Origin of the sequence: Alkanindiges hydrocarboniclasticus (assembly GCF_001982605.1) — a bacterium.
In the GTDB taxonomy this organism is placed as follows: domain Bacteria; phylum Pseudomonadota; class Gammaproteobacteria; order Pseudomonadales; family Moraxellaceae; genus Alkanindiges; species Alkanindiges hydrocarboniclasticus.
In genome coordinates this window covers 1-24827 of record NZ_MLCN01000020.1, presented here as the reverse complement: position 1 = coordinate 24827, position 24827 = coordinate 1, and the positions used below count along the sequence as shown (strand labels likewise).

Here is a 24827-nt window from a genome sequence, read left to right as displayed (position 1 = left end):
GATCATCTGTTATACAGTTTGTGAGAATGATCATGTCAGTTGCTTTGATTATCCGTAATATTAATCCTAATTGTGACCCAAACGCCGAGCTGCTGGTGGTCACACTGGATAACAACCCTGCAATTACAGCAGAAATGGGCTTGGCTCCCTATCCTAATGCTGACACTACCTTTAATCCGCAAGGACAGGTGTACTGGTTCCCACGCGTTACGCAAGCACAGGATCATGGCGTGTTTTTAAATGATGAAGATAACCATTGCAATGCAGAAGACAGCAATGACAGTGATTACCTGTGGTTCTGCGAGCTGGATCAGGCCGGTTAAGCAAAAAATATTTAATGCACCTCTTCTTGGTTAACCGTCCCTCTTCATTTTACTGGCTTCATTAAGCAATCTTTTTAAGCTCTTGCGGCTTTTCCAGTAAATAGCTTTCTCACCAGTACAAAAAACAGTGGTACATAAAACACCGCCAGTATGGTGCCAAATATCACCCCACCCACAATACTGACACCAATTTCCTGACGGCTAACGGCGCCTGCACCGGTAGAAAATACCAGTGGAATTACACCAGCAACAAAGGCCAGGGAAGTCATGATAATAGGTCGCAACCGCAGGCGCGCACCTTCCAGTGCAGCCTCCAGAATATTACTGCCTTTATCCTGTGCGGCGGCGGCAAATTCTACAATCAGGATAGCATTTTTGGTAGACAGGCCAATGGTTGCCAGAATCGCCACCTGAAAGTAAATATCATTGCTAAACCCGGCTAGTTTGGTAAATAGTACGGCACCCAGTACGCCAAGTGGAATCACCAGCATCACTGCTGTTGGAATGGTCCAGCTTTCATACAGTGCTGCCAGACAGAGGAAGATAAAGGCAATAGAAGCAATATACAGCCAGATGCCTTGCTGGGTAGTTTGTTGTTCCTGATAAGACAAACCACTCCATGCCAGCCCAAAGCCCTGTTCAGCATTTACTAGTTGCTGCATGTTGTTCATGGCTTCGCCTGAACTGTAGCCTTCAGCCACGTTGCCATTAATTTGCATGGATGAAATTCCATTAAAGCGCTGGAGCAGTTGCGGATTGCGGATCCATTCTGAGGTGGCAAAGCTGGCAAACGACGCCATAGTGCCATCGGCACCGCGCACATACCACTTGGCTAAATCCTCTGGCTTGGAACGTGAGTCCATATCGCCTTGCAGGTACACCCGTTTTATCCGTCCGCGATCAATAAAATCATTCACATACACCCCGCCCCACGCTGCATTCAGGGTTGAGTTGATATCCGACTGATTTAAGCCCATTACGGCTGCCTTGCTCTGATCAATGTTCAGGTGCAACTGGGTTTTGTCTTCAAGCCCGCTCATGCGCACGTTTCGCAGGTTAGGGTTTTCACCGGCTTTATTAACAATACGCTCCTGTGCAGCAATCAGGGCGTCGCGACCGGCATTATTGGTATCCTGTAGCCAGAATTCAAAACCATTAGACTGGCCCAGCCCGCGCACTATGGACGGCGCATTGACATTTATCCGTACATCCGGCACTTTTTTAAAGTATTTGTTGGCACGTTCAATAATGGCATCGGCAGAGTTTTCCTCACCCTTGCGCGCATCCCAGTGCTTTAGCGACACATAGGCCTGCCCGACATTTTGCCCATTCCCGGAAAAATTACGGCCCAGTACAATCATGACGGTATTCAGATTACTTTTTTCCTGTGTAAGAAAGTAATCTGACACCTGTTTGCCAATTTTTTCGGTTTCACGTAAAGGGGCACCTTCCTTTAAGGTAAATTGCACATTAAGCGAACCCTGATCTTCATCAGGTAAAAAGCTGGTAGGCAAGCTGGTATATGCCAGTACCACCAATGCAGAAATCACTACAAATCCGGCCATAAACAGCTTGGGCCATTGAATTAAACGTGCAACCGTATTTTTATAGCCCTGTTGCACCCGTTCAAAGCTCCGGTTAAACCAGCCAAAAAAGCCACGTTGATGCGGGTCCTTTTGATGGTTTGCTTTAAGCAGGGTCGCACACAATGCAGGGGTTAAGGTTAGCGCTACCAGTACCGACAGTACCATGGCCGACACAATGGTGATAGAAAACTGCTGGTAAATAACACCAATCGAACCTCCAAAAAAAGCCATCGGTAAAAATACGGCTGACAGGACCAGCGTAATGCCAATCAAGGCGCCCGTAATTTCCTGCATGGATTCAATGGTGGCTTGCCGTGCATCCAGCTGTTGTTCATGCATCACCCGCTCGACGTTTTCTACTACAACAATCGCATCATCCACCAACAAGCCAATAGCCAGTACCATAGCAAATAGCGTCAGGGTATTAATGCTGAGTCCCAACACCGCCAAAATACCAAATGTACCCAGCAGCACCACAGGAACCGCAATGGCTGGAATGATGGTAGCGCGCCAGTTTTGCAAAAACACAAACATGACAACCACCACCAATATAATGGCTTCGATCAGCGTTTTGACCACACCCTTAATAGATGCAGTTACAAACGGGGTGCTATCACGTGGGTAGGCAACTTTTAGGCCAGCCGGCAATTGTGTTTCCAGCTGCTGCATTTCGCTGCGGATGCTTTCAGCCACCTCTAGGGCATTGGCACCAGTTGCCAGATTAATTGACATTCCAGATGATGGATAACCATTTAAGCCTGTAGCTACCGAATAATTTTCTGCACCCAGTTCTACCCGTGCCACATCCTTTAAATACACTACTGCCCCACCGGGCTGGGCTTTCAGTACAATATTGCCAAACTGCTCTGGCGTTTGCAGGCGGGACAGCGCCGTGACATTAACATTTAGATACTGGTCTGGCGGTGCAGGTTGCGCCCCGATTTCACCCGCGGTGACTTGGGTATTTTGTGCTTCAATGGCATTCTGAATATCTGATGGCATCAGGCTATAGCTATTCAGCTTTTGCGGGTCTAACCAGATGCGCATGGCATATTGCGAGCCAAAAACATTGGTTTCGCCTACCCCATTAATGCGGCTTAGCACTGGTTCAACATGGTTAATCAGGTAATCAGAAATCTCAACCGTGCTCATTTTTCGACCAGTGTCATAGATTCCAATCACCATCAGGCTATCGCCCTGCGATTTGGACACTGTTACGCCTTGCTGCTGTACCACTTGCGGCAAACGGTTCAAGCTACCACTGATGCTATTTTGCACCTGTACCTGTGCCGTATCCGGATCTGTGCCCTGTGCAAAAGTCAGGCTAATGCGTACTTGTCCTGATGCACTACTGGTCGATGAAAAATACAGCAGGTTATCAATGCCGCGAATTTGCTGCTCAAGTACCTGTGTAACACTGTCTTCTACCGTTTTAGCCGATGCACCACTGTAGTTGGCTGAAATCCTAACGGTCGGCGGAGCAATATCAGGATAACGTTCAATGGGAAGCTTTAAAATGGACAGCGCACCAAGCGCCATAACGACAATTGCCAGTACCCAGGCAAAAATTGGCCGATCAATAAAAAAACGGGACATCGAGTCTGTTACTTCCCTTAAAAAATTTGATCTGGAAGAAGATGCCCAGCAAGCTTATCGCAACACTATGAAGAATAAATTAACTATCTACATTTTATGCACAATAAAACCTGCGGTTTATACCCATTACCTCAGTTATCCACCTCTTAATTTTCCTGTTATTTTTTTAGCCCACATTTCTTTGATTGATTAAACACGTAATAAAAAAACCCCGCTTTAGTAGTAAAGCGGGGTTTTTCACACAACTAAAACCGCAGGTTAAACGGCTAACTGTATATAACCAGTTACATCATGCCGCCCATACCACCCATGCCACCCATATCAGGTGCAGCTGGCTTGTCTTCCGGAATGTCAGTAATCATGGCTTCAGTGGTCAGCATCAGGCCAGCAACAGACGCTGCATGTTCTAGTGCAGAACGGGTCACCTTGGCAGGATCCAGAATACCCAGCTCAATCATGTCACCGTATTCGCCACTCGCAGCATTATAGCCGTAGTTGCCAGTGCCATTTTTAACTGCATTGACCACCACAGAAGCTTCTTCACCAGCGTTGGTCACGATCTGGCGCAGAGGTGCTTCCATGGCGCGACGCAGAATGTTGATACCGGCAGTCTGGTCATCATTGGCACCAGTCAGGCCTTCAAGCGCGCGAATCACACGCACCAGTGCAACACCACCACCAGCAACCACACCTTCTTCTACCGCAGCACGGGTAGCATGCAGGGCATCATCCACACGGTCTTTCTTTTCTTTCATTTCAACTTCGGTCGCAGCACCTACCTTGATTACCGCAACACCGCCAGCCAGCTTGGCCACGCGCTCTTGCAATTTTTCACGGTCATAATCAGAAGTTGCTTCTTCGATTTGCTTGCGAATGGTAGAAACACGCGCATCAATTTCGTCCTTCTGGCCAGCGCCATCAACAATCACGGTGTTTTCTTTGCCAACTGTCACTTTACGCGCAGTACCCAGATCTTGCAGAGTAGCGCCTTCCAGATTCAGGCCAACTTCTTCAGAAATCACAGTTGCACCAGTCAGAATCGCAATATCCTGCAACATGGCTTTACGACGGTCACCAAAGCCCGGTGCTTTTACTGCACATACCTTGATAATACCACGCATGTTGTTCACAACCAGTGTTGCCAGTGCTTCACCTTCAACGTCTTCAGCAATCAGCAGCAGTGGTTTGCCAGACTTGGCAACAGCTTCCAGGGTAGGAATCAGTTCACGGATGTTGCTGATTTTCTTGTCTACCAGCAGGATGAACGGATTATCCAGCTCGGCAGTCAGGGTATCTGCCTTGTTGGCAAAGTACGGGCTCACGTAGCCACGGTCAAACTGCATGCCTTCAACCACGTCCAGCGTGTCTTCAAAGCCTGAGCCTTCTTCAACAGTGATCACGCCTTCTTTACCCACTTTTTCCATGGCCTGTGCAATCAGGTCACCAATGGTCTGGTCGGAGTTGGCAGAAATCGCACCCACTTGCGCAATGGCTTTGGTATCAGAGGCTGGCGTTGCAATGTTACGGATTTCTTCTACCGCAGCACGGGTGGCTTTATCAATACCGCGCTTCAAATCCATTGGGTTCATGCCGGCAGCAACTGACTTGATGCCTTCATTTAAAATGGACTGGGCCAGTACGGTAGCTGTGGTTGTACCATCACCGGCAATATCGGCAGTCTTGCTGGCCACTTCGCGAACCAGTTGCGCACCCATGTTTTCAAATTTGTCTTTCAGGGTAATTTCTTTGGCAACGGTCACACCATCTTTAGTGATGTGCGGTGAACCGAAAGAACGGTCAATCACCACGTTACGACCTTTAGGGCCTAAAGTGACTTTCACGGCATCAGCCAGAATGTTCACACCAGCAATCATTTTGCTACGGGCGGATTCACCAAACTTTACTTCTTTAGCAGACATGAATAACTCCTAATTTATATGTTTTCAAGCAGATAAAATGAACCAACAACAAGGCTTTATGCGCCTGTCATTAGCCTTCAATTACTGCAAAAATGTCAGACTCTTTCATGATCAACAGCTCTTCACCGTCTACTTTTACGGTTGAGCCGGCATACTGGCCAAACAGTACCTTGTCGCCCACTTTGATATCGAGGGCGCGCACACCGTTATCAGTAATTTGTCCATTACCTACTGCCAGCACTTCACCTTGAGAGGGCTTTTCAGCAGCAGAACCTGGCAGCAAAATACCACCAGCGGTTTTGGTTTCTTCTTCGACACGGCGAATAACCACACGGTCGTGTAACGGACGAATATTGATACTCATGATGCAGATTCTCCTTGATAAACACTTTTTTTGTGCCAAAACATTGGACGAGATCAGCAGTGACCTGCTGAAATTAAATTGGTTGATGCATCTATAGGGATGTAAAAATTGGCTTCAAGGGCAAACATGAAAAAATTTTGTATATTTGTATGTTTTTTATCCTTTTAGTGAGCAGAAGTTGCCTGCCACAGGATTTTTTTATCAATAAAGCGTCCTTGTGTATCCTCATAGTCATAACGCTGTATGGTTAAATCATCCTGCACTATATTAACGGAATTTGGCAGGCTATGCCGCAGGCGATGTGAAAGTGCCGTACCGGCATGAATGTCCAGTACCGGATGTGGCCGACCCAGCAGGAAATACTGGTTTAGGTCATAAACTGCCGAATGATGTAAATGCCCATGCAGCAAAGCATGCAGGCCACAGGCTGACCAGCGCTTTAACGCCGGCAGCATTAACCGTGGAATGTCCTTGGCTGCCTCGTCATCATGCGGACTAACAATAAATGGCTGATGGCTGACCACAATTTTATGCTTGTGCGCTGGCGCAGCCTGTAACTGCTGAGCCACATGCTCAATCTGCCTCAGCGAAATACTGCCCTTGGTATGATGATGTGACTTGATAGTATTGACCCCGATCACAAAAAAATGCTCGGTTTCTATTTGCGGCTCCAGGCTGCCAAAGCACTGCTGAAAACGATGAAACGGACGCCAGAAGCGACGGGGCAAATGAAACAGTGGAATATCATGGTTACCCGGAATTACCAGATAAGGACAACCCAAACTTTCCAGAAAGCGCTTGGCATCAATAAACTGGCTATGGCGTGCGCGCTGGGTTAAATCGCCACTTACCACCACCAGCTCGGGTTTAAGCTCGTCACAAAGCTGTTTTAGTGCCCTGACTGGCCGCGCCTGCTCGGTGCCAAAATGCGGATCAGACAGATGTAGAAGCATGCGGCACCATCACTTGCAGCGCATTGTGCGCCACCTTAAAAATCAGTGGAGTGGGAATTCGTACAATTTCGCCGTCAATAGCGACTTTCATGTGTTTAACCCGTGATTCAATTTTAATTTGTTCGGCACAAAAGCTGGTCACTTCCGGGGCCTGCTCAAACAGGCCGACTTGCAGGCGGTGAATCAGCTTGATCATTTGCCATCGGCTTAAGGCCGTAATAGCAACCGCAGCCAGCTTGCCCTGCTCCACACACTGGGCAAGCTTAAGCTTTAAATCCTGCAATTGAAGCTGGTTATTGCCAAAAAATACCAGCGGGGTTTCAATGGGCGTTTGCTCACCATCAATAGTCATTTTAAGTTTCAGCTTTTGCTGCTCGCGCATTAACACCACAAAACCGGACACCATGGCCACTACCCGAAAACGGCCAAAACGGGCATTGTACAGTTCACGTTGTTCAATGATCTTGGGATACAGGCCAATGCTGGCATTGTTTAAATAAATATAGTCATTGACTGTGCCCAGATGCACAGGCTGCGCAGTACCTTTTACAATCACTTCTGCGGCTGCAAATGGTTCGAGTGGAATACCCAGTGCGCGCGCCACATAATTAAAGGTTCCTAGTGGAATAATACCCATGCGGATATGACTATGCTTGAGTTCCTGCGCCACGGTATTTAGCGTGCCATCACCACCAGCCGCCACAATCACACCGCCCTCCCGTTCATGCTTGGCACGGGCCTGCCGTACCACTTCACTAAGCTGATTCGCTTCTGTCAGTAAATATAAATCCACCTCAAAGCCTTGCTCGCTAAAATAATCCGTCAGTTGCCGGGCCAGTTGTTCGTGACCATAGGCATGATGGCCTGAACCGGTATTCATGACCATGGAAATCAGACGGCCACCACCCTGTATAGGCTGGCGTTCCGGACTGCCGAGCGAGGCTGACCCAGTTGAATCAGATACAGAAACTAAAGGAGACATTGAGATACTGGACATGGATTACATCAAATAATGGTTAAGTTAAATTACGCCTAAATACACCGGATACGCTGCTTTTCAAACAAGTGACACTCATATTTTTTAAACAATAATTTTGGGTAACCCTGCTACCCGAATAACAGTCAATATTTTCAGTTGCTTACCTAGCTGATTAAAAACAGCTTTCGCCTTAAGCACCAGTCATGATTTATTTTAATTTGTTGTGTTTGTATTGATGCAGCATGCCAGAAAACCCCACTCCCATTATGCAAGCTTGTTTAGTTTTAATCGTTTTATGCTGTTTTTACAGGATGTTTTACACGAACAGGCTTGAAAAACCCCCTGCCTTCCCAATTATTATTGACAGACAATCAATTAAACCAATTTAAACAGCAAGCCTGCATATGACTGAACACGCAATGACCCAACAACACCAAGCGCCTGAATTAATAAATATTGAGCAAGACTGCATGGGCGGTCATGCTGCCCACTGGCAATTATTATCCGAGCAACCTGATCACGAGGTACCAAAATGGTTGCAGCAGGCATTAAATAATGCCCACATGCCCTATGGTTTAAATCGTGACAGCCAAACCCTGCCAGCAGAAACATGGCTGATTAATGGGCCGGAGCAGCCACTTCAGATTACCCAGATTATTGAAATTGACGCAGCACAACAGCCGGTACGGTTAATGTCTGCCTTCCCTATTATAAATAGTCCGTATAGCGTACAGGGCAAAATCAGTCGCATTATGTGCTGCCGCAATATTATGCAGGCCGTATTGAATATTACCACTACTGATGGCGCTACTATATATGCCTTTGACAACCTGTTTAGTGTGAATCAGCACCAATATAAACAGGATCAGGTTTATCAGATTAATCTGGGCGGTTTTGCCTATAATCTTGAAAAAGTCAATGCAGGTGAAACACTGGTGGTTGATGATCCGGCTGCTATTAAACATCATCGTGCACTAAATGATATTCTGGCAAAAAACAATGGTGTAGCTCCTGAAGACCTTCAGGCCCAAATTGCAGCATGGCAGCCTGCTTCTTCAGATGATGAAGCACCTGTTACCCTGGATTTATCCAAAATGGTGGCTTATTTATATGGTGATCATTTAGGTCAGGAAGATGAAGCATGGTTTCAGGGTGAGATAATTGGGCTATCCCAGACCGTATTTATGGATAAGACTGTAGATTTAATTGATGTTGCGATAATCCGCGAACAGGATAGCAAGCCAGTAATAATACGACTTGCTTATTTAAATCGGGATAAAATGCCAAACAGTTTTCAGGTTGGTAATTATATTCGTGGAAACATATGGATTCAGGCTACTATTTATGCTACTAATAATGACGGATAATTCTTATTTGAATATGTGTTAAATAGTACATGAGTGCTGGTAATGAAAATTATACGTGAATCCGCTCAGCAACAACTGGTTCAATCTATTGATCGACTTGCCCTTGATAAAACCTCTTGCCTGTTTTTTATCATTGGTATGATTCTGGCCGCATTTTTTATGCAGTATTTGTTCACCTGATTTTAAAACCATGGGTTTTCAGCTTTTCGTCTTAACCGTCGTGGTTTATTGCTGGCAGTCCGATTATATCGTCCCGCACTGCCTTAGCCTAACCAAGTTTTTTGAATAAGCTCTTTTATTGCCTGTTTTCAGAAATAGTTATTTTAATAATATTCTTATTATCACAAACGAACTTTAATTATTAACCGCTGTTATTAATTTCATTTACGCCAAAGAAAAAGCCTGCTTATTGCAGGCTTTTACCAACATGCACCAAAATTACTCGGTCATGGCCAGCACGCGCTGGAACAGGTCTTTTTGTTCCTGGCTTGGGCGTGCAGTTTGCAGTGCCATTAACTGGCTCATATCACCCTGTACCTTGATTTTACCAGTCATAAAGGCTTGCATCGCCGCAGCCATGTCAAATTCCAGAAACACTTTACGCAGGGTTTCTTCGTCCATGGTCAGCGTGGTTTTTGCGTTTGAAGATAAGCCTTTCTGGATCTTGCCACCATCCAAAGACAAATCAACATTGTCCTTACCGGGTTCGGTAACAGTCAGGTTCAGTGCCAGTCCAGCCAGTGCAGGAGGCAGATTCAGGTCACCTGCTTCAGCAGTCAGTTTGTCTACGGTATCAAACCATTCATTACTTAAAAATGCAGGCATGCTAGATCCTCTATTCATTCATTGTAAACAGTATTTAACATTACTTGGCAGCAAAAAAATAAGCTAAGCCATTCAAAATGCAATGCTTGTTCCGCTTTATAGCAGACTCTTATTCAACTGAATATGGCAAAAGTTGTATCTTCACGCTAAAAAATGTGTCAAAAGTTGGCATGCTCACTTAAACAGCAGCTTTTAGCCAGTTTCTGGCCCAGTGTAGAATCAGCTTAAGCTTAAGTTAACCACATCCAGACGCTGCTTAAAGCTTTCCAGCGCTTCGGCAGTGGGTTCGGTGACTTCTGCCTTTAAACTTTCAAAGTCAAACAGCTCACGGTCTGCCAGTTGTGAAGGCGATACATTTTGCAACGCTCCAAAAATACTAGCCAGCCGCTTGGGATATTGTTTGTCCCACTCACGCAGCATGTCGTTAATCATGGCACGTTGCAGGTTTTCCTGCGAGCCGCATAAGTTACACGGGATAATGGGAAACTGGCGCATTTGGGCATATTTGATAATGTCTTTTTCGGCCACATAAGCCAGCGGGCGAATTAGGATATTCTTTTTATCAGTAGACAGTAGCTTGGGCGGCATGGCTTTAAGGCTGCCTCCATGAAACAGGTTCAAAAAGAAAGTAGCCATGATGTCATCGCGGTGATGGCCCAATGCCACCTTGGTTGCCCCAATTTCCTGAGCAAAACCGTACAGTGACCCACGACGCAGGCGCGAGCAAACAGCACAGAAGGTTTTTCCTTCAGGTGTTAGGCGCTTTACAATACTATACGTATCTTTTTCCAGAATATAATGCGGAATATTACGTTCGCTTAAATAATTGGGCAGTATGTCTTCAGGAAATCCCGGCTGTTTCTGATCAAGGTTTACGGCCACCACTTCGAAATTTATTGGTGCAATTTGTTGAAATTGCAGCAAAATGTCCAGCAGTGTATAGCTATCCTTGCCCCCGGAAATGCACACCATGACCTTGTCGCCTTCTTCCAGCATGTTGTAATCCCGAATGGCATGCCCCACCTGACGCCTTATTTTTTTCAACAGGCGATGATAGGCAGTTGAGGTTGGAACCTCAGGAATCAGACGGGAATTTGCAGAATCGGCAACAGGTAAAAACATGTTTTTAGCACGTGGTTTAAGCAGTTTTGGGCCGATATTGTACCTGAAATTTGACAAAAAGTTAGAAGCTTTACAACGCCAAATCTGGCTTTTTGGCTTCAAAAATTCTTCATATTCACTTTACAGTCACAAAACGGTGCAGCTTTGTCAACTATTAAACACAAAACATTCCCCATAATTGTGCATTCCTTCATCACTTGAGTTTTCCACAGAAGCTGTGGATAACAATGGGGATAACTGAAAACTTGACATCGCCCTGCAACGATTCTGTAAGGGTTTGACACAATTTGTATATTTTTTAACCAATTAATTTTATTAATATTTATCAATAAGTTATTTATTTCAAGTTATTTTTTTTTAATTTAAAATCAGCTTTTTTCCTAAATGTTCATTAATTCTGCAATTATTTCAATGTCGTCTAAAAAATAGACTATTACATTGTAACTACAATCGCAAAAAGGGTTACCTACAGAAATATTTTTGCTACACTCCCCCAAAATCTCAAGGATGTGGGTAAAACTTACAATGCAAGTTCAGCCGACTTTAACTGCGTTTTTTCACTCTAACAGATCTTTACTGTTGTCCCTGATCAGCAGCATGGCAGTTTTAACCACTGTATCTGCGCAGGCTGGCAACTTGTATGTCTATAAAAACAAAAATGGCGATACCCTGCTGACCAATGTACGTGATGATAAAAGTTTTGGTGAATACAATACCAAGGTTAAGGTTACCTATTATCCTGATACCAATGTGCATAGCTATCGCAACTGGGGCGGCAGCGAGTCTGCGGTATTGCCCAGTTATAGCAAAAATAAGAACCTGTATGATGGCATCATTGCGCATGCAGCCAATACGCACAAACTGGATTCCGGGCTGATCAAGGCGGTGATGCATACCGAGTCAGGCTTTAATCCTAATGCACGCTCACCTGTTGGTGCCCAGGGCCTGATGCAACTGATGCCAGCGACTGCACGCCGTTTTTCTGTCAGTAATGCCTATGATCCAGCACAAAATGTGCTGGGTGCTGCCAAATACTTAAGCTTCCTGCTCAAACGTTTTAACTATAATACCGAACTGGCACTGGCAGCTTATAATGCAGGTGAAGGCAACGTAGACAAGTACCGTGGTATTCCGCCTTTCCGGGAAACCCAGGATTATGTACGCCGTGTGATGAGCCGCTATAAAAATCTGTATGCCGGGAATGTCAGCACGCCAGCGATGTCTGCCTCAAATGCAGTTAGCGAACACAATACGCTGGCACACGCGCAGCAGGTTGCACAGGTTAGCTCATCGGGCAGCAGCTCCAATGTGATTTCACGTGTTCCAGTAAAAATTTATGCTGTGGATGGGGTTTATACTGCCTCTAATATTCAAAGCTATTAATAGTATTGTTACGGGTTTAAGCCACCTTTAAATACAGACTTAAACCCATCTTAATTTATTATAAAAATTCTGCTCATTTTGTGCTTACGTCCCTTCTGTCTATTGAAAAAGTCCTATAAAGCTCTACTTTATCTAAACAATGATTAAGGCAATTCGCCTGATGAGATCATTTTTTTACCTATTATTTTAAGAGGAATACGTACATGATGCGGATTGGTTTGTTTTTGCTGACCAACCTCGCGGTACTGGTAGTTGTTGGTATTATCCTGTCTGTACTGGGCGTTGGCTCAACTCATGGTTCTGATGGCCTGAACTATACCAACCTGTTGGTAATCTGTTTTGTGTTTGGTATGGTGGGGTCAATGATCTCGCTGTTTATGTCCAAGTATATTGCCAAAAAGACCACAGGCACCCAGCTGATTGAGACGCCACAAAATCCGGCAGAACAGTGGCTGGTGAATACCGTGGCTGAGTTGTCTGGCCGTGCAGGCATTAAAATGCCAGAAGTGGGGATTTTTCCAAGTTATCAATCCAATGCATTTGCCACGGGCTGGAATAAAAATGACGCGCTGGTATCGGTATCAACCGGCTTGCTGGAGCGCATGAACAAAGACGAGCTGCGTGCAGTACTGGCGCATGAAATTGGCCATGTTGCCAACGGTGATATGGTTACGTTGTCATTGATTCAGGGGGTAGTAAACACCTTTGTGATGTTCTTTGCCCGGATCATTGGTAATTTTGTGGATCGTGCCATTTTCAAAAATGAAAGCGACAGTCCGGGCATGGGGTATTTTATTACCAGCATTGTGATGGATATTCTACTGGGTATTCTGGCCTCAGCCATTGTAATGTGGTTTTCGCGGGTTCGTGAATTCCGTGCCGATGAAGCTGGAGCCCGTCTTGCTGGTAAAGATGCCATGATTTCTGCCCTGTTACGCCTGCGTGCCGAGCATGAACTGCCCGACCAGATGCCACAGGAAATGAAAGCTTTTGCCATTAGTTCTGGTCAGCAGCAAGGTTTTAGTATTGCTGCCCTGTTCCAGACTCACCCGACCATTGAACAACGGGTAGCCGCGCTTCAGCAGCTTAATCTGCGTTAAGGCCCTGACTTGCTTAACATGCCGTCATTAATCAGTATGAATAAAAAAAGCCCTGAATGTTTCAGGGCTTTTTTTATGCAACACCAATAAACAGCTTACAGCCGGGCGGCAAGCTCTGCGCCTTCCCGAATTGCACGCTTGGCATCCAGCTCGGCAGCCAGCGATGCACCACCAATGAGATGGTAACGCGCGCCCAGTTGCTCACCCGCTGCTGGCATCAGCTCACGCACTGATTCCTGTCCTGCACACACTACAATGGTATCCACACGCAGCAATTGCGACTGGCCATCCACGGTAATCCATAAGCCTTCAGGGGTAATGGCATCATAAGTCACACTGCGTAGCATGCGTACCCCATGTTTTTTGAGCTGCGCACGGTGCACCCAGCCTGATGTTTTACCAAGCCCTGCACCAACCGGTGTGGTTTTACGTTGTAACAGATAAATCTGGCGATAGGGCGCATGAACTTGCGGGCGTACCATGCCGCCTTCGGAATCATAGTTGGGCTGGGGATCAAGGCCCCACTCACGCTGCCAGTCCGCTAGCGGTTGCGGCTGTGGAATGGCCGGATTGTGCAGCAGGTATTCACTCACATCAAAACCAATGCCGCCTGCGCCAATCACTGCCACTCGCTGTCCCACCGGTGCGCCTCGTAGTACCTCCGGATAAGTCAGCACATTAGGCAATTCTGCGCCAGCCAGTTTTAAGGCCCGGGGCGCAATGCCGGTAGCAATGATTACATCATCATAGCCTTCACGTTCCAGTTGCTCGCGGTTAATGCGGGTGCCCAAACGCACTTCCACGCCATTTTTCTTAAGCATGGTTTTATAGTAGCGGATGGTTTCATGAAACTCTTCCTTGCCCGGAATAACCTTGGCCAGATTAAACTGTCCCCCCACATCAGTATTGGCTTCAAATAAAGTCACCTGATGGCCACGCCCGGCGGCAACAGTCGCCGCTGTCATGCCAGCCACCCCGCCACCCACTACCGCAATCCGGCGTGGTTTCCGGGTTTTGACATAAACCAGTTCCGTTTCATAGCCCGCACGTGGGTTCACTAGACAGGTGCCGCGCTTGTTTTCAAAAGCATGATCCAGACAAGCCTGATTACAGGCAATGCAGGTGTTAATTTCATCAATCCGGTTGGTTGCTACCTTGTTGACCCATTCCGGGTCAGCCAGCAGCGGCCGTGCCATTTGAATCAGGTCGGCTTTGCACTCTGCCAAAATAGCTTCGGCAGTTTGCGGCATATTAATACGGTTGGACGCAATGACTGGTACAGAAACGTGCTTCTTGACTTCAGCAGTAATATCGGCAAAAGCAGCGCGAGGGACAGAGGTTACGATGGTAGGAATCCGGGCTTCATGCCAGCCAATCCCTGTATTGAGCAACGTAATGCCAGCCTGTTCCAGGGCCTTGGCAATCGTAATGACCTCTGCCATGGTATTGCCGTTATGAACCAGATCCAGCATTGACAGGCGAAATGAAATAATAAATTTTTCACCTGCTGACTTGCGGATGGCCTTTACAATTTCTACCGCAATACGCATACGGTTTTCAATGGGGCCACCCCAGCGATCGGTCCGCTGGTTGACATGCGTGCTTAAAAACTGGTTCAACAAGTAGCCTTCAGAACCCATGATTTCAATACCATCGTAACCGGCATATTTGGCAAGTTTGGCACAGCGGCCAAAATCACTAATGGTAGACCAGATTTCCTTATCAGACAGGGCACGTGGCTTGAACATTGAAATAGGTGACTTGATAGGGCTGGACGACACCACAAACGGCTGATAGCCATAACGTCCTGAATGCAAAATCTGCATCAGGATTTTACCGCCGTGCCGATGCACTGCATGGGTTACCAGACGGTGATTGATTGCATCAGCCAGTGTGTTCATGGTTCCGCCTGCTGGTAATAACCAGCCCTGACGGTTGGGTGAAATTCCGCCTGTAATCATCAGCCCCACGCCACCTTTTGCACGTTCAGCAAAGTAGGCAGCCAGCTTGGGATAATTATAGAAACGGTCTTCCAGACCAATGTGCATTGAGCCCATAACCACACGATTTTTAAGCTGGGTAAACCCGAGGTCTAGCGGTTCTAGCAAATGCGAATATGGCTTCATCAGGCAATCTCTCATGCAATAGAAAAAAGCAGGAGCGCTTAGCTATGAGCAAGCGCGAAAAACAGGTAAACAATACGCAAAACAATAATATTTATTAGTTTAATAAAGCATAGAACCCTTGTCAGTGACCGAATGGTCATTACTGTTGTGTAAATTTGACCCGTCTTTCATCAAGCGTGCTTTATATTCATCGTTAAAAAAAATTAATGGACCTCATTTACATCGTAAAATTATGTTACATTCAATTAAAACGAGTAAACCATGTTTACTGTTTTTTCAATGCTAGAAGCTATCAATAATTGATCTATCAGTTATTCTCTTAATTCTCAATTCATTTTTATGACTGAAGTCTGGTAGTTGTTCTGCCACAATTATTATACACTTCGCTTTGAAAATGTTTCTATATTTTCTCAATGTGCATTTTTACCGATTTATTCATCATGGAAAGACGACAAATGAAAATGAAGTCCCTCGCCGCCGCTATAGCGCTTACGATTGTCCCTGTTTCAAGTGTGTTTGCAGCTGCATTAGACCGTTCGGGTCAATCAGTTGCTGCATTTTTGCAACCCGACAACTATTTTGAGGCTGGTTTTTCTGTTCTTGATCCGGATGTGTCAGGTCAGGAAGCTGGAACAACAACAACCCAAAGAAACATCGGGGACATGGCAGATGACTATGCCTTTCCTCAGGTAGCGATTAAAGTACAACCAACCAAGAACTTCTCATTTGGTATTTTGTATGACCAGCCATTTGGCGCGGATGCAAGCTACTCAGGCAACAATGCTTTTGTATCTGATTCCACTGATACCATTCTGGGTGCACAACAACTAGCTGGTATTCGTCAAAGCCAGATTACTACAAATACCAATAATGCCTTTAATGCCCTTACTGCTGAGCAACGAGTTGGTGCTGCCCTACAGAGTCAAGGTGTCGACTTAACTACTCCGGCCGGCCAAGCAAGATTTGCAGGCACACTAGCTGCTTATAATAATAATGTAGGCGATACTCGAAACCAAATTGATACTGGTGTTAGAGCTGGTGTTCAAGCTGTTGTTACTCAACGAGTAGATGCTGGTCTTGCTGCTGTAAATAGCACAGTGGGTGGTACAGGCGGCGGTACGCAGGTTGAAGTAGAAACCCAGAATTTAAGCTTCCTGTTTGGTTTCCAGCCAAATGAAAACCTTAACTTCTATGCGGGTCCTGTTTATCAAACCATTAAGGGTGATGTGAAGCTGCGTGGTCAGGCTTATAGCTTATATAATGGTTATGATGCCAAGATTTCAGAAGAAACCGCATGGGGCTGGTTAGCTGGGATGGCTTATCAGATTCCTGAGATTGCTTTAAAAGCATCTGTGACTTATCGCTCTGAAATTGATTATGATGCGAATGTTAAAGAGACTATTCCGACTTTAGGCGCGCTGGCATTATTGGGTCAAAACCCTGCAACTATCGCAGCTGCACAGGGTACAACTTCAATTACTACACCACAGTCCGTAAACTTGGATTTCCAGACTGGCGTTATGGCTAATACCGTTGCATTCGCCAATGTGCGCTGGGTAGACTGGACTAACTTTTCAATCCAGCCTTATAAATTTGGTATGCTTTCCAATGCAGTTGGCCCACTAGTCAATCAGCCTAATGGTTTTAACCTGGTTGAATACTCTGAAGACCAGTGGTCTGCTAACGTGGGTGTTGGCCGTAAAGTAACCGACAAATGGGCTGGTAACGTATCTGTTGGCTGGGACTCCGGTGCTGGTAATCCAGTATCCACTTTAGGCCCAACCGAAGGTTACTGGAATGCTGGTGTCGGTATCCAGTTCAGCCCAGCGCCAAACTACTTTGTGGCTGGTGGTGTGAAGTATTTCTGGCTGGGTGATGCCAAGGCTCAAACTGGTGCACAGGCTGGTACCAATGCATACGTGGCTGATTTTAGCGACAACACTGCAATTGCTTATGGCCTGAAACTGGGCTATCGCTTCTAATTTTTCCAGTTGGTGAAAAATTAAGGTAAATAAAAAAGGGCGATTGATTCGCCCTTTTTTATGTCCCGGTTTTTTAGTTTTCGTTTTGGCTTGAATCAATCAGAACCAATGGCTAATAGGTGTTAAGCCGGAATATTACGTTGTGAAACACCACGGATCGCTTCTTTCAATGCATCATAGCCGTGGATAGCCTGAAACTGTGGGAACTCCGCAATTACATTGGCTGGCGCATCAAACAGGAAACCATGGTCGGCTTCACCCAGCATGGTGGTGTCATTGTAGGAATCACCAGCAGCAATTACACGGAAATTCAGTTGATGGAGCGACTTCACTGCTTCGCGCTTCTGGTCAGGCTGACGCAGTTTGTAATGGGTAATCATGCCCTTGTCATCCACTTCCAGCTTATGGCAGAAAATGGTAGGCCATCCTAGTTGCTGCATCAGCGGATGAGCAAACTCATAGAATGTATCCGATAAAATAATCAGCTGAAAATGGGTACGTACCCATTCTACAAATTCCTTGGCACCCGGCAGCGGACCCATGTCAGCAATGACTTCCTGAATGTCTGGCAAACCCAGATTATGCTCACGCAGAATATTTAAGCGCTGGGTCATCAGTACATCATAGTCTGGAATATCACGAGTGGTGGCTTCTAGCGCTTTAATGCCCGTTTTTTTGGCAAAATTAATCCAGATTTCAGGTACTAAAACCCCTTCCAAATCCAAACAAACCAGTTCCATGATGACTCCAAATCTCAAAAAATATTTAACATAGCCAGTTTTGTGCGCCGCAACTGTACATGGGTTTTTGTGTTTGGTCGAGTCCTAATGCGCCAGTGCTTTTGTTTGGCTGGGTTTATTTTCATACAAAGGCTGTGGCTACTAAAAAAATTGGGCACTTTACTTTATAATTTAGTGCTTGTTACTGAACCGCTTTGCCAAAACAGTCTCTGTTTTACAGCTCCTGTTTTTTATCCCAGCCGGTTTTGCCCAGCCATTTTGCCAGGAGTTCTCATGACTGTTATTCCCACCATTGACGAAACTGAAGCCTTGGCGCAGGTGTATGCTGATCGCTCGCCACGCGAAATTCTTGAGCTGGCTTTAAACCAGCCCGGCGAGGTTGCCATTTCTTTTAGCGGTGCTGAAGACGTGGTACTGATTGATATGGCCTCGCGTATTGGCAAGCCATTTCGGGTCTTTAGTCTGGATACAGGCCGCCTGCACCGTGAAACGTACCAGTTTATCGAAACCGTGCGTAAACATTATGGCATTAAAATTGAAATCTGCTTTCCTGAGCCTGAGGCAGTACAGGCGATGGTTAATGAAAAAGGGCTATTTAGCTTTTATGTCGATGACCATAAGGAATGCTGTGGGATTCGTAAGGTGCAACCGTTACGTAAAAAACTGGCAGGTCTGGATGGCTGGATTACAGGTCAGCGCAAGGATCAAAGCCCCGGTACTCGCACCGCCATTCCCGTGGTTCAGGCTGATCCCGGTATGGCAGGCCCTGGCCGTGAGCTGATTAAGTATAATCCGCTGGCCAACTGGAGCAGCAGCGATGTCTGGAATTACATCCGCATGATGGAAATTCCCTATAATTCATTGCATGAAAAAGGCTTCGTTTCAATTGGCTGCGAACCCTGTACCAAGCCTATTCTGCCAAACCAGCATGAGCGTGAGGGTCGCTGGTGGTGGGAGGAAGACACCAAGAAAGAATGTGGCCTGCATGCCGGTAATATTCAGTCCTAAGGTCTAAGCAACCTGAATGGCTGCCTAATAAATGCCCTGCGCCTTAGTGGTACAGGGCATTTATTTTTGCCTGATTTTTGTAGTTTGTATCACAAAAAACTAAATTTTATTGTCTGACAATTTTAATCAGACTTAAGCAGAACTGCATCAACACAAGATATATAAAAAAATTTCTAACAGATAGATTCTTGAAAAACAATATCTTTACTAGTCATCTACTTTTCTTGGCATGGCTCATGCTTAACCCTTATATCATGCTACAATACTAAAATTGTCTTACATTATTCAGATGTTCGCTTTTAGCATCGTGTGATATCCCTATATGTTGAATTTAATAATAAGCTATGTTTTTGGAGAGGTTTAACATGCGTCCGCTCAGTCCCATCGACTTTATTTTCTTATCACTGGAAAAACGTCAGCAGCCTATGCATGTTGGTGGATTGTTCCTGTTCAAACTTCCTGAAAATGCACCGGCTGATTTTGTGCACCAACTGGTTGAAGACATCCGTAATTCACGGGCAGTGCCAGTAGCACCCTTTAATCAGGTCTTGAATGGTATTTTCTGGGGTGAAGATGAAGAATTTGACCTTGACCAGCATTTCCGTCATATCTCGCTACCCCGTCCCGGCCGTATCCGTGAGTTGCTGATTTATGTCTCGCAGGAACACAGTGCGCTGATTGACCGTGCCAAGCCACTGTGGGAATGTCATATTATTGAAGGGATTGAAGGCAACCGCTTTGCCATGTTTTTCAAGATGCACCACGCCATGGTAGATGGTGTGGCTGGGATGCGCCTGCTGGAAAAATCACTATCGCACTCCCCAACCGAAAACAGTATTGTTCCGCCATGGGCTGTTAAAAACAATAAACTCAAGCGGCCTAAAGCCAATCCGCTCAGCAAGACAGCCAAGCTGGTACGGGTATTGACTGAACAAATCCAGACAGTGCCTAATCTTAGCCGTGAACTGATGAATACCGTGTTTCAGGAAATGGGCAAAAACCCGGATTATGTGTCTACCTTTCAGGCACCGCAGTGCATTATTAACCAGCCGATCAGTGCCTCACGCCGCTTTGCTGCCCAGTCGTATGATCTGGCGCGCTTTCGTAATGTGGCCAAAAAACTGGGTGTTACCATTAATGATGTGGTGCTGGCCGTCTGCTCGGGTGCCTTGCGCTCTTACCTGATTGCCCAGCGCGCCCTGCCTAAAAAGCCACTGATTGCCATGGTGCCCATTTCACTGCGCACCGACGATAGCCATAGCGGCAACCAGATTTCCATGATTCTGGCTAACCTAGGCACGCATAAAGGTGATCCGCTGGAACGCCTGGAAATTATCAAGCGCAGTGTTTTAAATGCCAAAAATCGTTTTGGCCGTATGAAGCCCAGCGAAATTCTGGGTTATAGCGGTCTGGTGTATTCCATGGCTGGCCTTAACCTGATTTCGGGTGCATTGCCACGGCATCAGGCCTTTAATCTAGTAATTTCCAATGTGCCGGGGCCACGTGAGCCATTGTACTGGAATGGTGCGCAACTGGATGCCTTGTACCCTGCATCTGTGCTGATGGATGGTCAGGCGCTTAACATTACCCTGACCAGTTATATGGACAAGCTTGAAGTGGGCATTACGGCCTGCCGTCGTACCCTGCCACGGGTACAAAGCCTGCTGGCGCTGCTGGAAGAAGAAATCCAGACTTTTGAGCACCTGACCCGCTTCATGGAACAGCCAGCCAGCATTAACTCCTAGACAATAATTAGTTTTAATGCTGTAACTAAAAAGGTGACTTTATCTACAATTAAAGTCACCTTTTTTTATCTCTTTTTTCTAGATTACACTGAACTAAAGCCTTGCCTGACCTGTTCAGGTTTAGCATAACATGACTATCAGGCTTTGGCCTTTGACGGCAAATGGCAGCGCGCTTTAAGTTCGTTACACGCCAGTTTGATCATGGCCTCTGTAATTTTACACGTTTCACCCTGCTCATTAATCACATAACCTGCCACATCACAAGTGGCAAGCTTGGTACTGCTTAATGTTTCAAACACCTTGCTTTTTGCATTCATACTCACACCTCGCTACCAGACATGCCCATGTCGTTGGCTCTAAAATCAGTATAAAACTGAAGTGTGACGAGGTTAAATAAAACCCATGCAATTATGTAAGGACTTATATCATTTAGGGTTAAAAAAGGACTTTAGCAGAGAAAATAGTTGTTGTATCTGGCAGTTTTGATTAGACATAAAACTATTAAACTTTCACACGCCGCCCGATTGCAGACGGCCCAGCCCTATTAGCTTAATACAATATCGTATTGTTCCTGCGTATACAGGCTCTCCACCTGAAACTTGATCACCCGGTCTATAAAGTGCTCCAGATCAGCAACCGCAGTGGCTTCTGTCGATAGCAAGCGGTCAATAATGGCAGGACTGGCGACCACGGTATAGCCATTAGGGGCCTGATAGGCACGCGCAAGGCGCAGCACCTCACGGAAGATTTCATAACATACGGTTTCAGCAGTTTTAACATAGCCACGCCCCTGACAGGTTGGGCAGGACTCACACAGTAAATGCTCCAGTGATTCACGGGTGCGCTTGCGGGTCATTTCCACCAGACCCAGTTCAGATACCTGGGTAATCTTGGTTTTGGCGTGATCACGCTCTAGCATTTTTTCCAGTGACTTCATCACTTCTTCACGGTGCGCCAGTTCCTGCATATCAATGAAGTCGATAATGATAATGCCACCCAGATTGCGCAGACGTAACTGGCGGGTGATGGCATGTGTGGCTTCCAGATTGGTCTTGAATACCGTATCTTCCAGCGAGCGGCCACCCACAAATGAGCCAGTGTTGACATCAATAGTGGTCATTGCTTCGGTCTGGTCAATCATCAGATAGCCGCCAGACTTAAGTGCCACACGGGTTTGCAAGGCTTTTTGCAGGTCATCTTCAACATTGTACAGGTCAAACAATGGACGCTCGCCCGGATAATGATGCAGACGGTCTTGCAGTCCGGGTACAAACTCATCAACGAACTCGGTGAGCTTGGCATGCACTTCGCGGGAATCCACATAAATCTTGGCTGTCTGCCCATTGGCCAGATCACGGATAATGCGTTGTGGTAGCGGCAATTCCTCAAAAATCAGGCCGGGTGCCGGAGTCTGCTTCTGGCGTTTCTGGATATATTCCCACAGGCGTGCCAGATAGCGCATATCCTGCTCAATATCTTCGCGTGCCACCCCTTCAGCCGCCGTACGGACAATCACACTGCCCGGCAGCTTGTGCTGGGGCTGGATTTCCTCAATGAGGGACTTAAGACGTTCGCGCTCTTCTTCCTGTTCAATGCGCTGGCTAATGCCGGTGTGATGGCCATACGGCATGAGTACCAGATAACGCGAGGGAATTGACAAGTCGGTAGACAGGCGTGCACCCTTGCTGCCCAGCATGTCTTTCATCACCTGTACGGTAATTTGCTGGCCGGCATGCAGGATTTCCATGACATTGGGGATGGGCTGATGACGAGGCCAGACCATATCATTAATGTGCAAAAATGCAGTACGTGACAGGCCAATTTCCACAAAGGCAGCCTGCATACCCGGTAGAACCCGCACCACCTTCCCGTTATAGATATTTCCGACCAGACCGCGCCGGGCAGTCCGCTCAACAAACAGCTCTTGCACCACGCCATTTTCAATTAACGCAACACGGCATTCCATTGGCGTTATATTTATCAAGAGCTCTTCAGACATGGAAATTTCCAAAAACAGGTTTAATGGTTTATAGATTGAATTTCTTTCAGCAAATCGAGTGTTTCAAACAAGGGTAATCCTACCACATTGCTATAGCTGCCATGGATTTTTGGAATGAACGCAGCGCCCAGTCCCTGAATGGCATAACCACCAGCCTTGCCTACAGGTTCACCGGTTTGCCAGTACGCCTGCATATCGGCCAGACTTAAGCGTGCAAAATGCACTTCGGTAGTCACCCGGCGATGCAATACGGTTTGGTTACGGGCCACGGCCACGCCAGTCATGACAAAATGGTCACGGCCGGATAAGCGTTGCCACATGGCAAACGCATCGGCCTGATCCTGCGGTTTGCCCAGAATCTTTCCATCAATGGTAACTGTGGTATCAGCGGCAATCACAATGCTATCGGTTGGCAGGTGAGGAATAGCAGCTTGAGCCTTTTGAATGGCAAGGCGCACTACATAATCCGCAGGTGCTTCATGCAGGTGCGGACTTTCGTCAATGTCAAACACCTGCACCTCAAATTCCACACCAACCTGTTGCAATAGCTCTTTGCGCCGTGGTGACCCTGAAGCCAGAACAATCATGCCTAGTTCCTGAAAAAAAAGAAAAGTTGGAGTATTTCCAAACGATATTAAATCACTGATGACTCTAACCAAAATGATGGCCAAAACCATGACAAGCACGTTGTTGAACCGCTAGGCTCTCCAGCGTCGTAATGCCAGATAAATGAGAGGCCAGATTGCAATACTGCTCCACAGTGGCCGCCAGTGCCTGATAATGGGAAACTGGATATTGGCCATTTTCTGGAAAAACAGTTGAATCAGTAAATGCAGAAACACTGCAACGGCTGCAATAATCCATAAATTACCAAAGGTTAAAATACGCTGGTTACGGGTAAAGTAGCGTGCCAAAAATGCAATAATGACAAAACTAAGGGCATACTGGCCCAGTATCGCATCCATCATGAAATCGGTAGCCACGCCCAAGCTAAAGGCAAACCAGATGCCACACCATGCCGGCTGACACAGCACCCAGAACAGCATAATCAACAGGAAAAACAACGGACGCCAGCCAGCCAGATCATAAGGAATGGGATAAACTACCAGCACCGAACCAATCACAATACTGACAATAATTGCCATCAGCGGATCAGGCGACTGACTGCCACCACCCAGTGATTTATGACCCATCGCACGACCACCCAGCCTGCGGCCAAACTCAAGAAGTGGCATAGGGTTGCTCCATGGCCAAAGGCTCTGAAAACAGCACCACCACATGATGGCCGCCTTCCAGTTGCGCCAGTGGCTTCACATCAATACTGGCAAACTCGCCGGACCCATGCCGGGCAATGGCAGTTACGATACCCACTGGATAACCCGCCGGGAACTGCTCACCAAGGCCGGAACTGATCAGCCGGTCACCCACTTTAATATCCGCCGTGTTAGGCACATATTGCATGGCCAGCCGGCCACTGTCACCCGTACCAGCCACAATGCCGCGCATGCCGGTACGCTCAATCCGTACCGAAATAGCATGTTCCTTGTCCGATAACAGCATCACCCGGGCACTATGTTTATAGACGTCAATCACCTGCCCCATAATGCCTTTATCATCCAGAATGGTCTGACCAGTTTTAACCTGTTCAAGGCGGCCCTTATTAATAACTTAGATTAGCATTTGAAGTGCAACACCATGTTCTTGGAATAA

The 24827-nt window shown here is 46.5% G+C and carries 21 protein-coding genes and 1 pseudogene; 8 read left to right on the top strand and 14 right to left on the bottom strand.

The genetic code is table 11. The annotated features are described in order from the left end of the window. Nucleotides 1-32 precede the first annotated feature (32 nt). On the top strand, nt 33-323 hold the full coding sequence (locus BKE30_RS08100; RefSeq protein ID WP_076878103.1) for a hypothetical protein: 291 nt from the start codon (nt 33-35) through the stop codon (nt 321-323). A gap of 74 nt (nt 324-397) precedes the next feature. On the opposite strand, the gene BKE30_RS08095 is transcribed toward BKE30_RS08100, so the two are convergent. The 5 genes from BKE30_RS08095 to BKE30_RS08075 all read right to left on the bottom strand — a co-directional run bounded on the left by BKE30_RS08095 (nt 398) and on the right by BKE30_RS08075 (nt 7738). After that, complete coding sequence (locus BKE30_RS08095; protein WP_076878102.1) at nt 398-3505, bottom strand: efflux RND transporter permease subunit; 3108 nt, start codon at nt 3503-3505, stop codon at nt 398-400. A gap of 284 nt (nt 3506-3789) precedes the next feature. Next, on the bottom strand, nt 3790-5424 hold the full coding sequence (gene groL / locus BKE30_RS08090) for a chaperonin GroEL (protein WP_076878101.1): 1635 nt from the start codon (nt 5422-5424) through the stop codon (nt 3790-3792). Between the two features lie 70 nt (nt 5425-5494). Beyond that, nucleotides 5495-5788 (bottom strand): co-chaperone GroES, encoded by a 294-nt coding sequence (locus BKE30_RS08085; protein ID WP_076878100.1) that lies wholly within the window; start codon nt 5786-5788, stop codon nt 5495-5497. Between the two features lie 164 nt (nt 5789-5952). Next, on the bottom strand, nt 5953-6741 hold the full coding sequence (locus BKE30_RS08080) for a metallophosphoesterase family protein (RefSeq protein WP_076878099.1): 789 nt from the start codon (nt 6739-6741) through the stop codon (nt 5953-5955). Beyond that, on the bottom strand, nt 6722-7738 hold the full coding sequence (locus BKE30_RS08075; RefSeq protein ID WP_083698499.1) for a diacylglycerol/lipid kinase family protein: 1017 nt from the start codon (nt 7736-7738) through the stop codon (nt 6722-6724). The genes BKE30_RS08080 and BKE30_RS08075 overlap by 20 nt, the downstream gene beginning before the upstream one ends. 401 nt (nt 7739-8139) lie before the next feature. On the opposite strand from BKE30_RS08075, the gene BKE30_RS08070 reads away from it, so the two are divergent. Continuing rightward, nucleotides 8140-9087, top strand: coding sequence for a hypothetical protein (locus BKE30_RS08070; protein ID WP_076878111.1), 948 nt, complete (start codon nt 8140-8142; stop codon nt 9085-9087). 42 nt (nt 9088-9129) lie between these two features. Next, nucleotides 9130-9267, top strand: a complete 138-nt coding sequence (locus BKE30_RS16195; protein WP_198938058.1) for a hypothetical protein — start codon at nt 9130-9132, stop codon at nt 9265-9267. A 258-nt stretch (nt 9268-9525) separates the two neighbouring features. Here BKE30_RS16195 and BKE30_RS08065 read toward each other — a convergent pair whose 3' ends face one another. Together BKE30_RS08065 and ttcA are read right to left on the bottom strand one after the other, a co-directional pair. Continuing rightward, complete coding sequence (locus BKE30_RS08065; RefSeq protein ID WP_076878098.1) at nt 9526-9912, bottom strand: SCP2 sterol-binding domain-containing protein; 387 nt, start codon at nt 9910-9912, stop codon at nt 9526-9528. Nucleotides 9913-10131: 219 nt separating this feature from the next. Continuing rightward, nucleotides 10132-11034, bottom strand: a complete 903-nt coding sequence (gene ttcA, locus BKE30_RS08060; RefSeq protein WP_076878097.1) for a tRNA 2-thiocytidine(32) synthetase TtcA — start codon at nt 11032-11034, stop codon at nt 10132-10134. Nucleotides 11035-11631: 597 nt separating this feature from the next. Between ttcA and BKE30_RS08055 the strand changes: the two genes are divergently transcribed. Further along, the gene (locus tag BKE30_RS08055; protein WP_143253687.1) at nt 11632-12417 is read left to right on the top strand and encodes a lytic transglycosylase domain-containing protein; all 786 of its coding nucleotides are present in this window, start codon (nt 11632-11634) and stop codon (nt 12415-12417) included. A gap of 203 nt (nt 12418-12620) precedes the next feature. Then, nucleotides 12621-13517, top strand: coding sequence for a protease HtpX (gene htpX, locus BKE30_RS08050; protein ID WP_076878095.1), 897 nt, complete (start codon nt 12621-12623; stop codon nt 13515-13517). 95 nt (nt 13518-13612) lie between these two features. On the opposite strand, the gene BKE30_RS08045 is transcribed toward htpX, so the two are convergent. Next, entirely contained in the window at nt 13613-15643 is a 2031-nt protein-coding gene (locus BKE30_RS08045) for an NADPH-dependent 2,4-dienoyl-CoA reductase (protein WP_076878094.1), read from the bottom strand. A gap of 455 nt (nt 15644-16098) precedes the next feature. Here BKE30_RS08045 and BKE30_RS08040 point away from each other — a divergent pair, with 455 nt between their 5' ends. Then, nucleotides 16099-17625 (top strand): long-chain fatty acid transporter, encoded by a 1527-nt coding sequence (locus tag BKE30_RS08040; RefSeq protein ID WP_076878093.1) that lies wholly within the window; start codon nt 16099-16101, stop codon nt 17623-17625. Between the two features lie 122 nt (nt 17626-17747). Here BKE30_RS08040 and thrH read toward each other — a convergent pair whose 3' ends face one another. Further along, complete coding sequence (gene thrH / locus BKE30_RS08035) at nt 17748-18365, bottom strand: bifunctional phosphoserine phosphatase/homoserine phosphotransferase ThrH (RefSeq protein WP_076878092.1); 618 nt, start codon at nt 18363-18365, stop codon at nt 17748-17750. A 273-nt stretch (nt 18366-18638) separates the two neighbouring features. Here thrH and BKE30_RS08030 point away from each other — a divergent pair, with 273 nt between their 5' ends. Then, on the top strand, nt 18639-19373 hold the full coding sequence (locus BKE30_RS08030; protein WP_076878091.1) for a phosphoadenylyl-sulfate reductase: 735 nt from the start codon (nt 18639-18641) through the stop codon (nt 19371-19373). 365 nt (nt 19374-19738) lie between these two features. Continuing rightward, on the top strand, nt 19739-21118 hold the full coding sequence (locus BKE30_RS08025; RefSeq protein ID WP_076878090.1) for a WS/DGAT/MGAT family O-acyltransferase: 1380 nt from the start codon (nt 19739-19741) through the stop codon (nt 21116-21118). Between the two features lie 137 nt (nt 21119-21255). On the opposite strand, the gene BKE30_RS08020 is transcribed toward BKE30_RS08025, so the two are convergent. From BKE30_RS08020 to mreC, 5 genes and pseudogenes are all read right to left on the bottom strand, one after another. Further along, nucleotides 21256-21435: a PA1571 family protein gene (locus tag BKE30_RS08020; protein ID WP_076878089.1), complete on the bottom strand. Its 180-nt coding sequence runs from the start codon at nt 21433-21435 to the stop codon at nt 21256-21258. 227 nt (nt 21436-21662) lie between these two features. Further along, nucleotides 21663-23117 carry a ribonuclease G gene (gene rng, locus BKE30_RS08015; protein WP_076878088.1) on the bottom strand — a complete coding sequence of 485 codons (1455 nt, stop codon included), beginning with the start codon at nt 23115-23117 and terminating at the stop codon, nt 21663-21665. A 20-nt stretch (nt 23118-23137) separates the two neighbouring features. Beyond that, nucleotides 23138-23704, bottom strand: a complete 567-nt coding sequence (locus tag BKE30_RS08010; protein ID WP_076878087.1) for a Maf family protein — start codon at nt 23702-23704, stop codon at nt 23138-23140. A 111-nt stretch (nt 23705-23815) separates the two neighbouring features. Beyond that, nucleotides 23816-24310 carry a rod shape-determining protein MreD gene (gene mreD / locus BKE30_RS08005; RefSeq protein WP_076878110.1) on the bottom strand — a complete coding sequence of 165 codons (495 nt, stop codon included), beginning with the start codon at nt 24308-24310 and terminating at the stop codon, nt 23816-23818. A 28-nt stretch (nt 24311-24338) separates the two neighbouring features. Then, nucleotides 24339-24785, bottom strand: a pseudogene (gene mreC / locus BKE30_RS08000) (rod shape-determining protein MreC); the annotation flags it as partial. Nucleotides 24786-24827 lie beyond the last annotated feature (42 nt).

Excerpts from the sequence above, each read along its gene's own strand:
- BKE30_RS08100 (WP_076878103.1), top strand. The coding sequence starts at position 33 with ATGTCAGTTGCTTTGATTATCCGTAATATTAATCCTAATTGTGACCCA.
- BKE30_RS08095 (WP_076878102.1), bottom strand. The coding sequence starts at position 3,505 with ATGTCCCGTTTTTTTATTGATCGGCCAATTTTTGCCTGGGTACTGGCA.
- BKE30_RS08085 (WP_076878100.1), bottom strand. The coding sequence starts at position 5,788 with ATGAGTATCAATATTCGTCCGTTACACGACCGTGTGGTTATTCGCCGT.
- BKE30_RS08040 (WP_076878093.1), top strand. The coding sequence starts at position 16,099 with ATGAAAATGAAGTCCCTCGCCGCCGCTATAGCGCTTACGATTGTCCCT.
- BKE30_RS16195 (WP_198938058.1), top strand. The coding sequence starts at position 9,130 with ATGAAAATTATACGTGAATCCGCTCAGCAACAACTGGTTCAATCTATT.
- BKE30_RS08070 (WP_076878111.1), top strand. The coding sequence starts at position 8,140 with ATGACCCAACAACACCAAGCGCCTGAATTAATAAATATTGAGCAAGAC.
- htpX (WP_076878095.1), top strand. The coding sequence starts at position 12,621 with ATGATGCGGATTGGTTTGTTTTTGCTGACCAACCTCGCGGTACTGGTA.
- BKE30_RS08045 (WP_076878094.1), bottom strand. The coding sequence starts at position 15,643 with ATGAAGCCATATTCGCATTTGCTAGAACCGCTAGACCTCGGGTTTACC.
- groL (WP_076878101.1), bottom strand. The coding sequence starts at position 5,424 with ATGTCTGCTAAAGAAGTAAAGTTTGGTGAATCCGCCCGTAGCAAAATG.
- BKE30_RS08065 (WP_076878098.1), bottom strand. The coding sequence starts at position 9,912 with ATGCCTGCATTTTTAAGTAATGAATGGTTTGATACCGTAGACAAACTG.
- mreD (WP_076878110.1), bottom strand. The coding sequence starts at position 24,310 with ATGGGTCATAAATCACTGGGTGGTGGCAGTCAGTCGCCTGATCCGCTG.
- BKE30_RS08075 (WP_083698499.1), bottom strand. The coding sequence starts at position 7,738 with ATGTCCAGTATCTCAATGTCTCCTTTAGTTTCTGTATCTGATTCAACT.
- thrH (WP_076878092.1), bottom strand. The coding sequence starts at position 18,365 with ATGGAACTGGTTTGTTTGGATTTGGAAGGGGTTTTAGTACCTGAAATC.
- BKE30_RS08055 (WP_143253687.1), top strand. The coding sequence starts at position 11,632 with ATGGCAGTTTTAACCACTGTATCTGCGCAGGCTGGCAACTTGTATGTC.
- BKE30_RS08010 (WP_076878087.1), bottom strand. The coding sequence starts at position 23,704 with ATGATTGTTCTGGCTTCAGGGTCACCACGGCGCAAAGAGCTATTGCAA.
- rng (WP_076878088.1), bottom strand. The coding sequence starts at position 23,117 with ATGTCTGAAGAGCTCTTGATAAATATAACGCCAATGGAATGCCGTGTT.
- BKE30_RS08080 (WP_076878099.1), bottom strand. The coding sequence starts at position 6,741 with ATGCTTCTACATCTGTCTGATCCGCATTTTGGCACCGAGCAGGCGCGG.
- BKE30_RS08025 (WP_076878090.1), top strand. The coding sequence starts at position 19,739 with ATGCGTCCGCTCAGTCCCATCGACTTTATTTTCTTATCACTGGAAAAA.
- ttcA (WP_076878097.1), bottom strand. The coding sequence starts at position 11,034 with ATGTTTTTACCTGTTGCCGATTCTGCAAATTCCCGTCTGATTCCTGAG.
- BKE30_RS08030 (WP_076878091.1), top strand. The coding sequence starts at position 18,639 with ATGACTGTTATTCCCACCATTGACGAAACTGAAGCCTTGGCGCAGGTG.
- BKE30_RS08020 (WP_076878089.1), bottom strand. The coding sequence starts at position 21,435 with ATGAATGCAAAAAGCAAGGTGTTTGAAACATTAAGCAGTACCAAGCTT.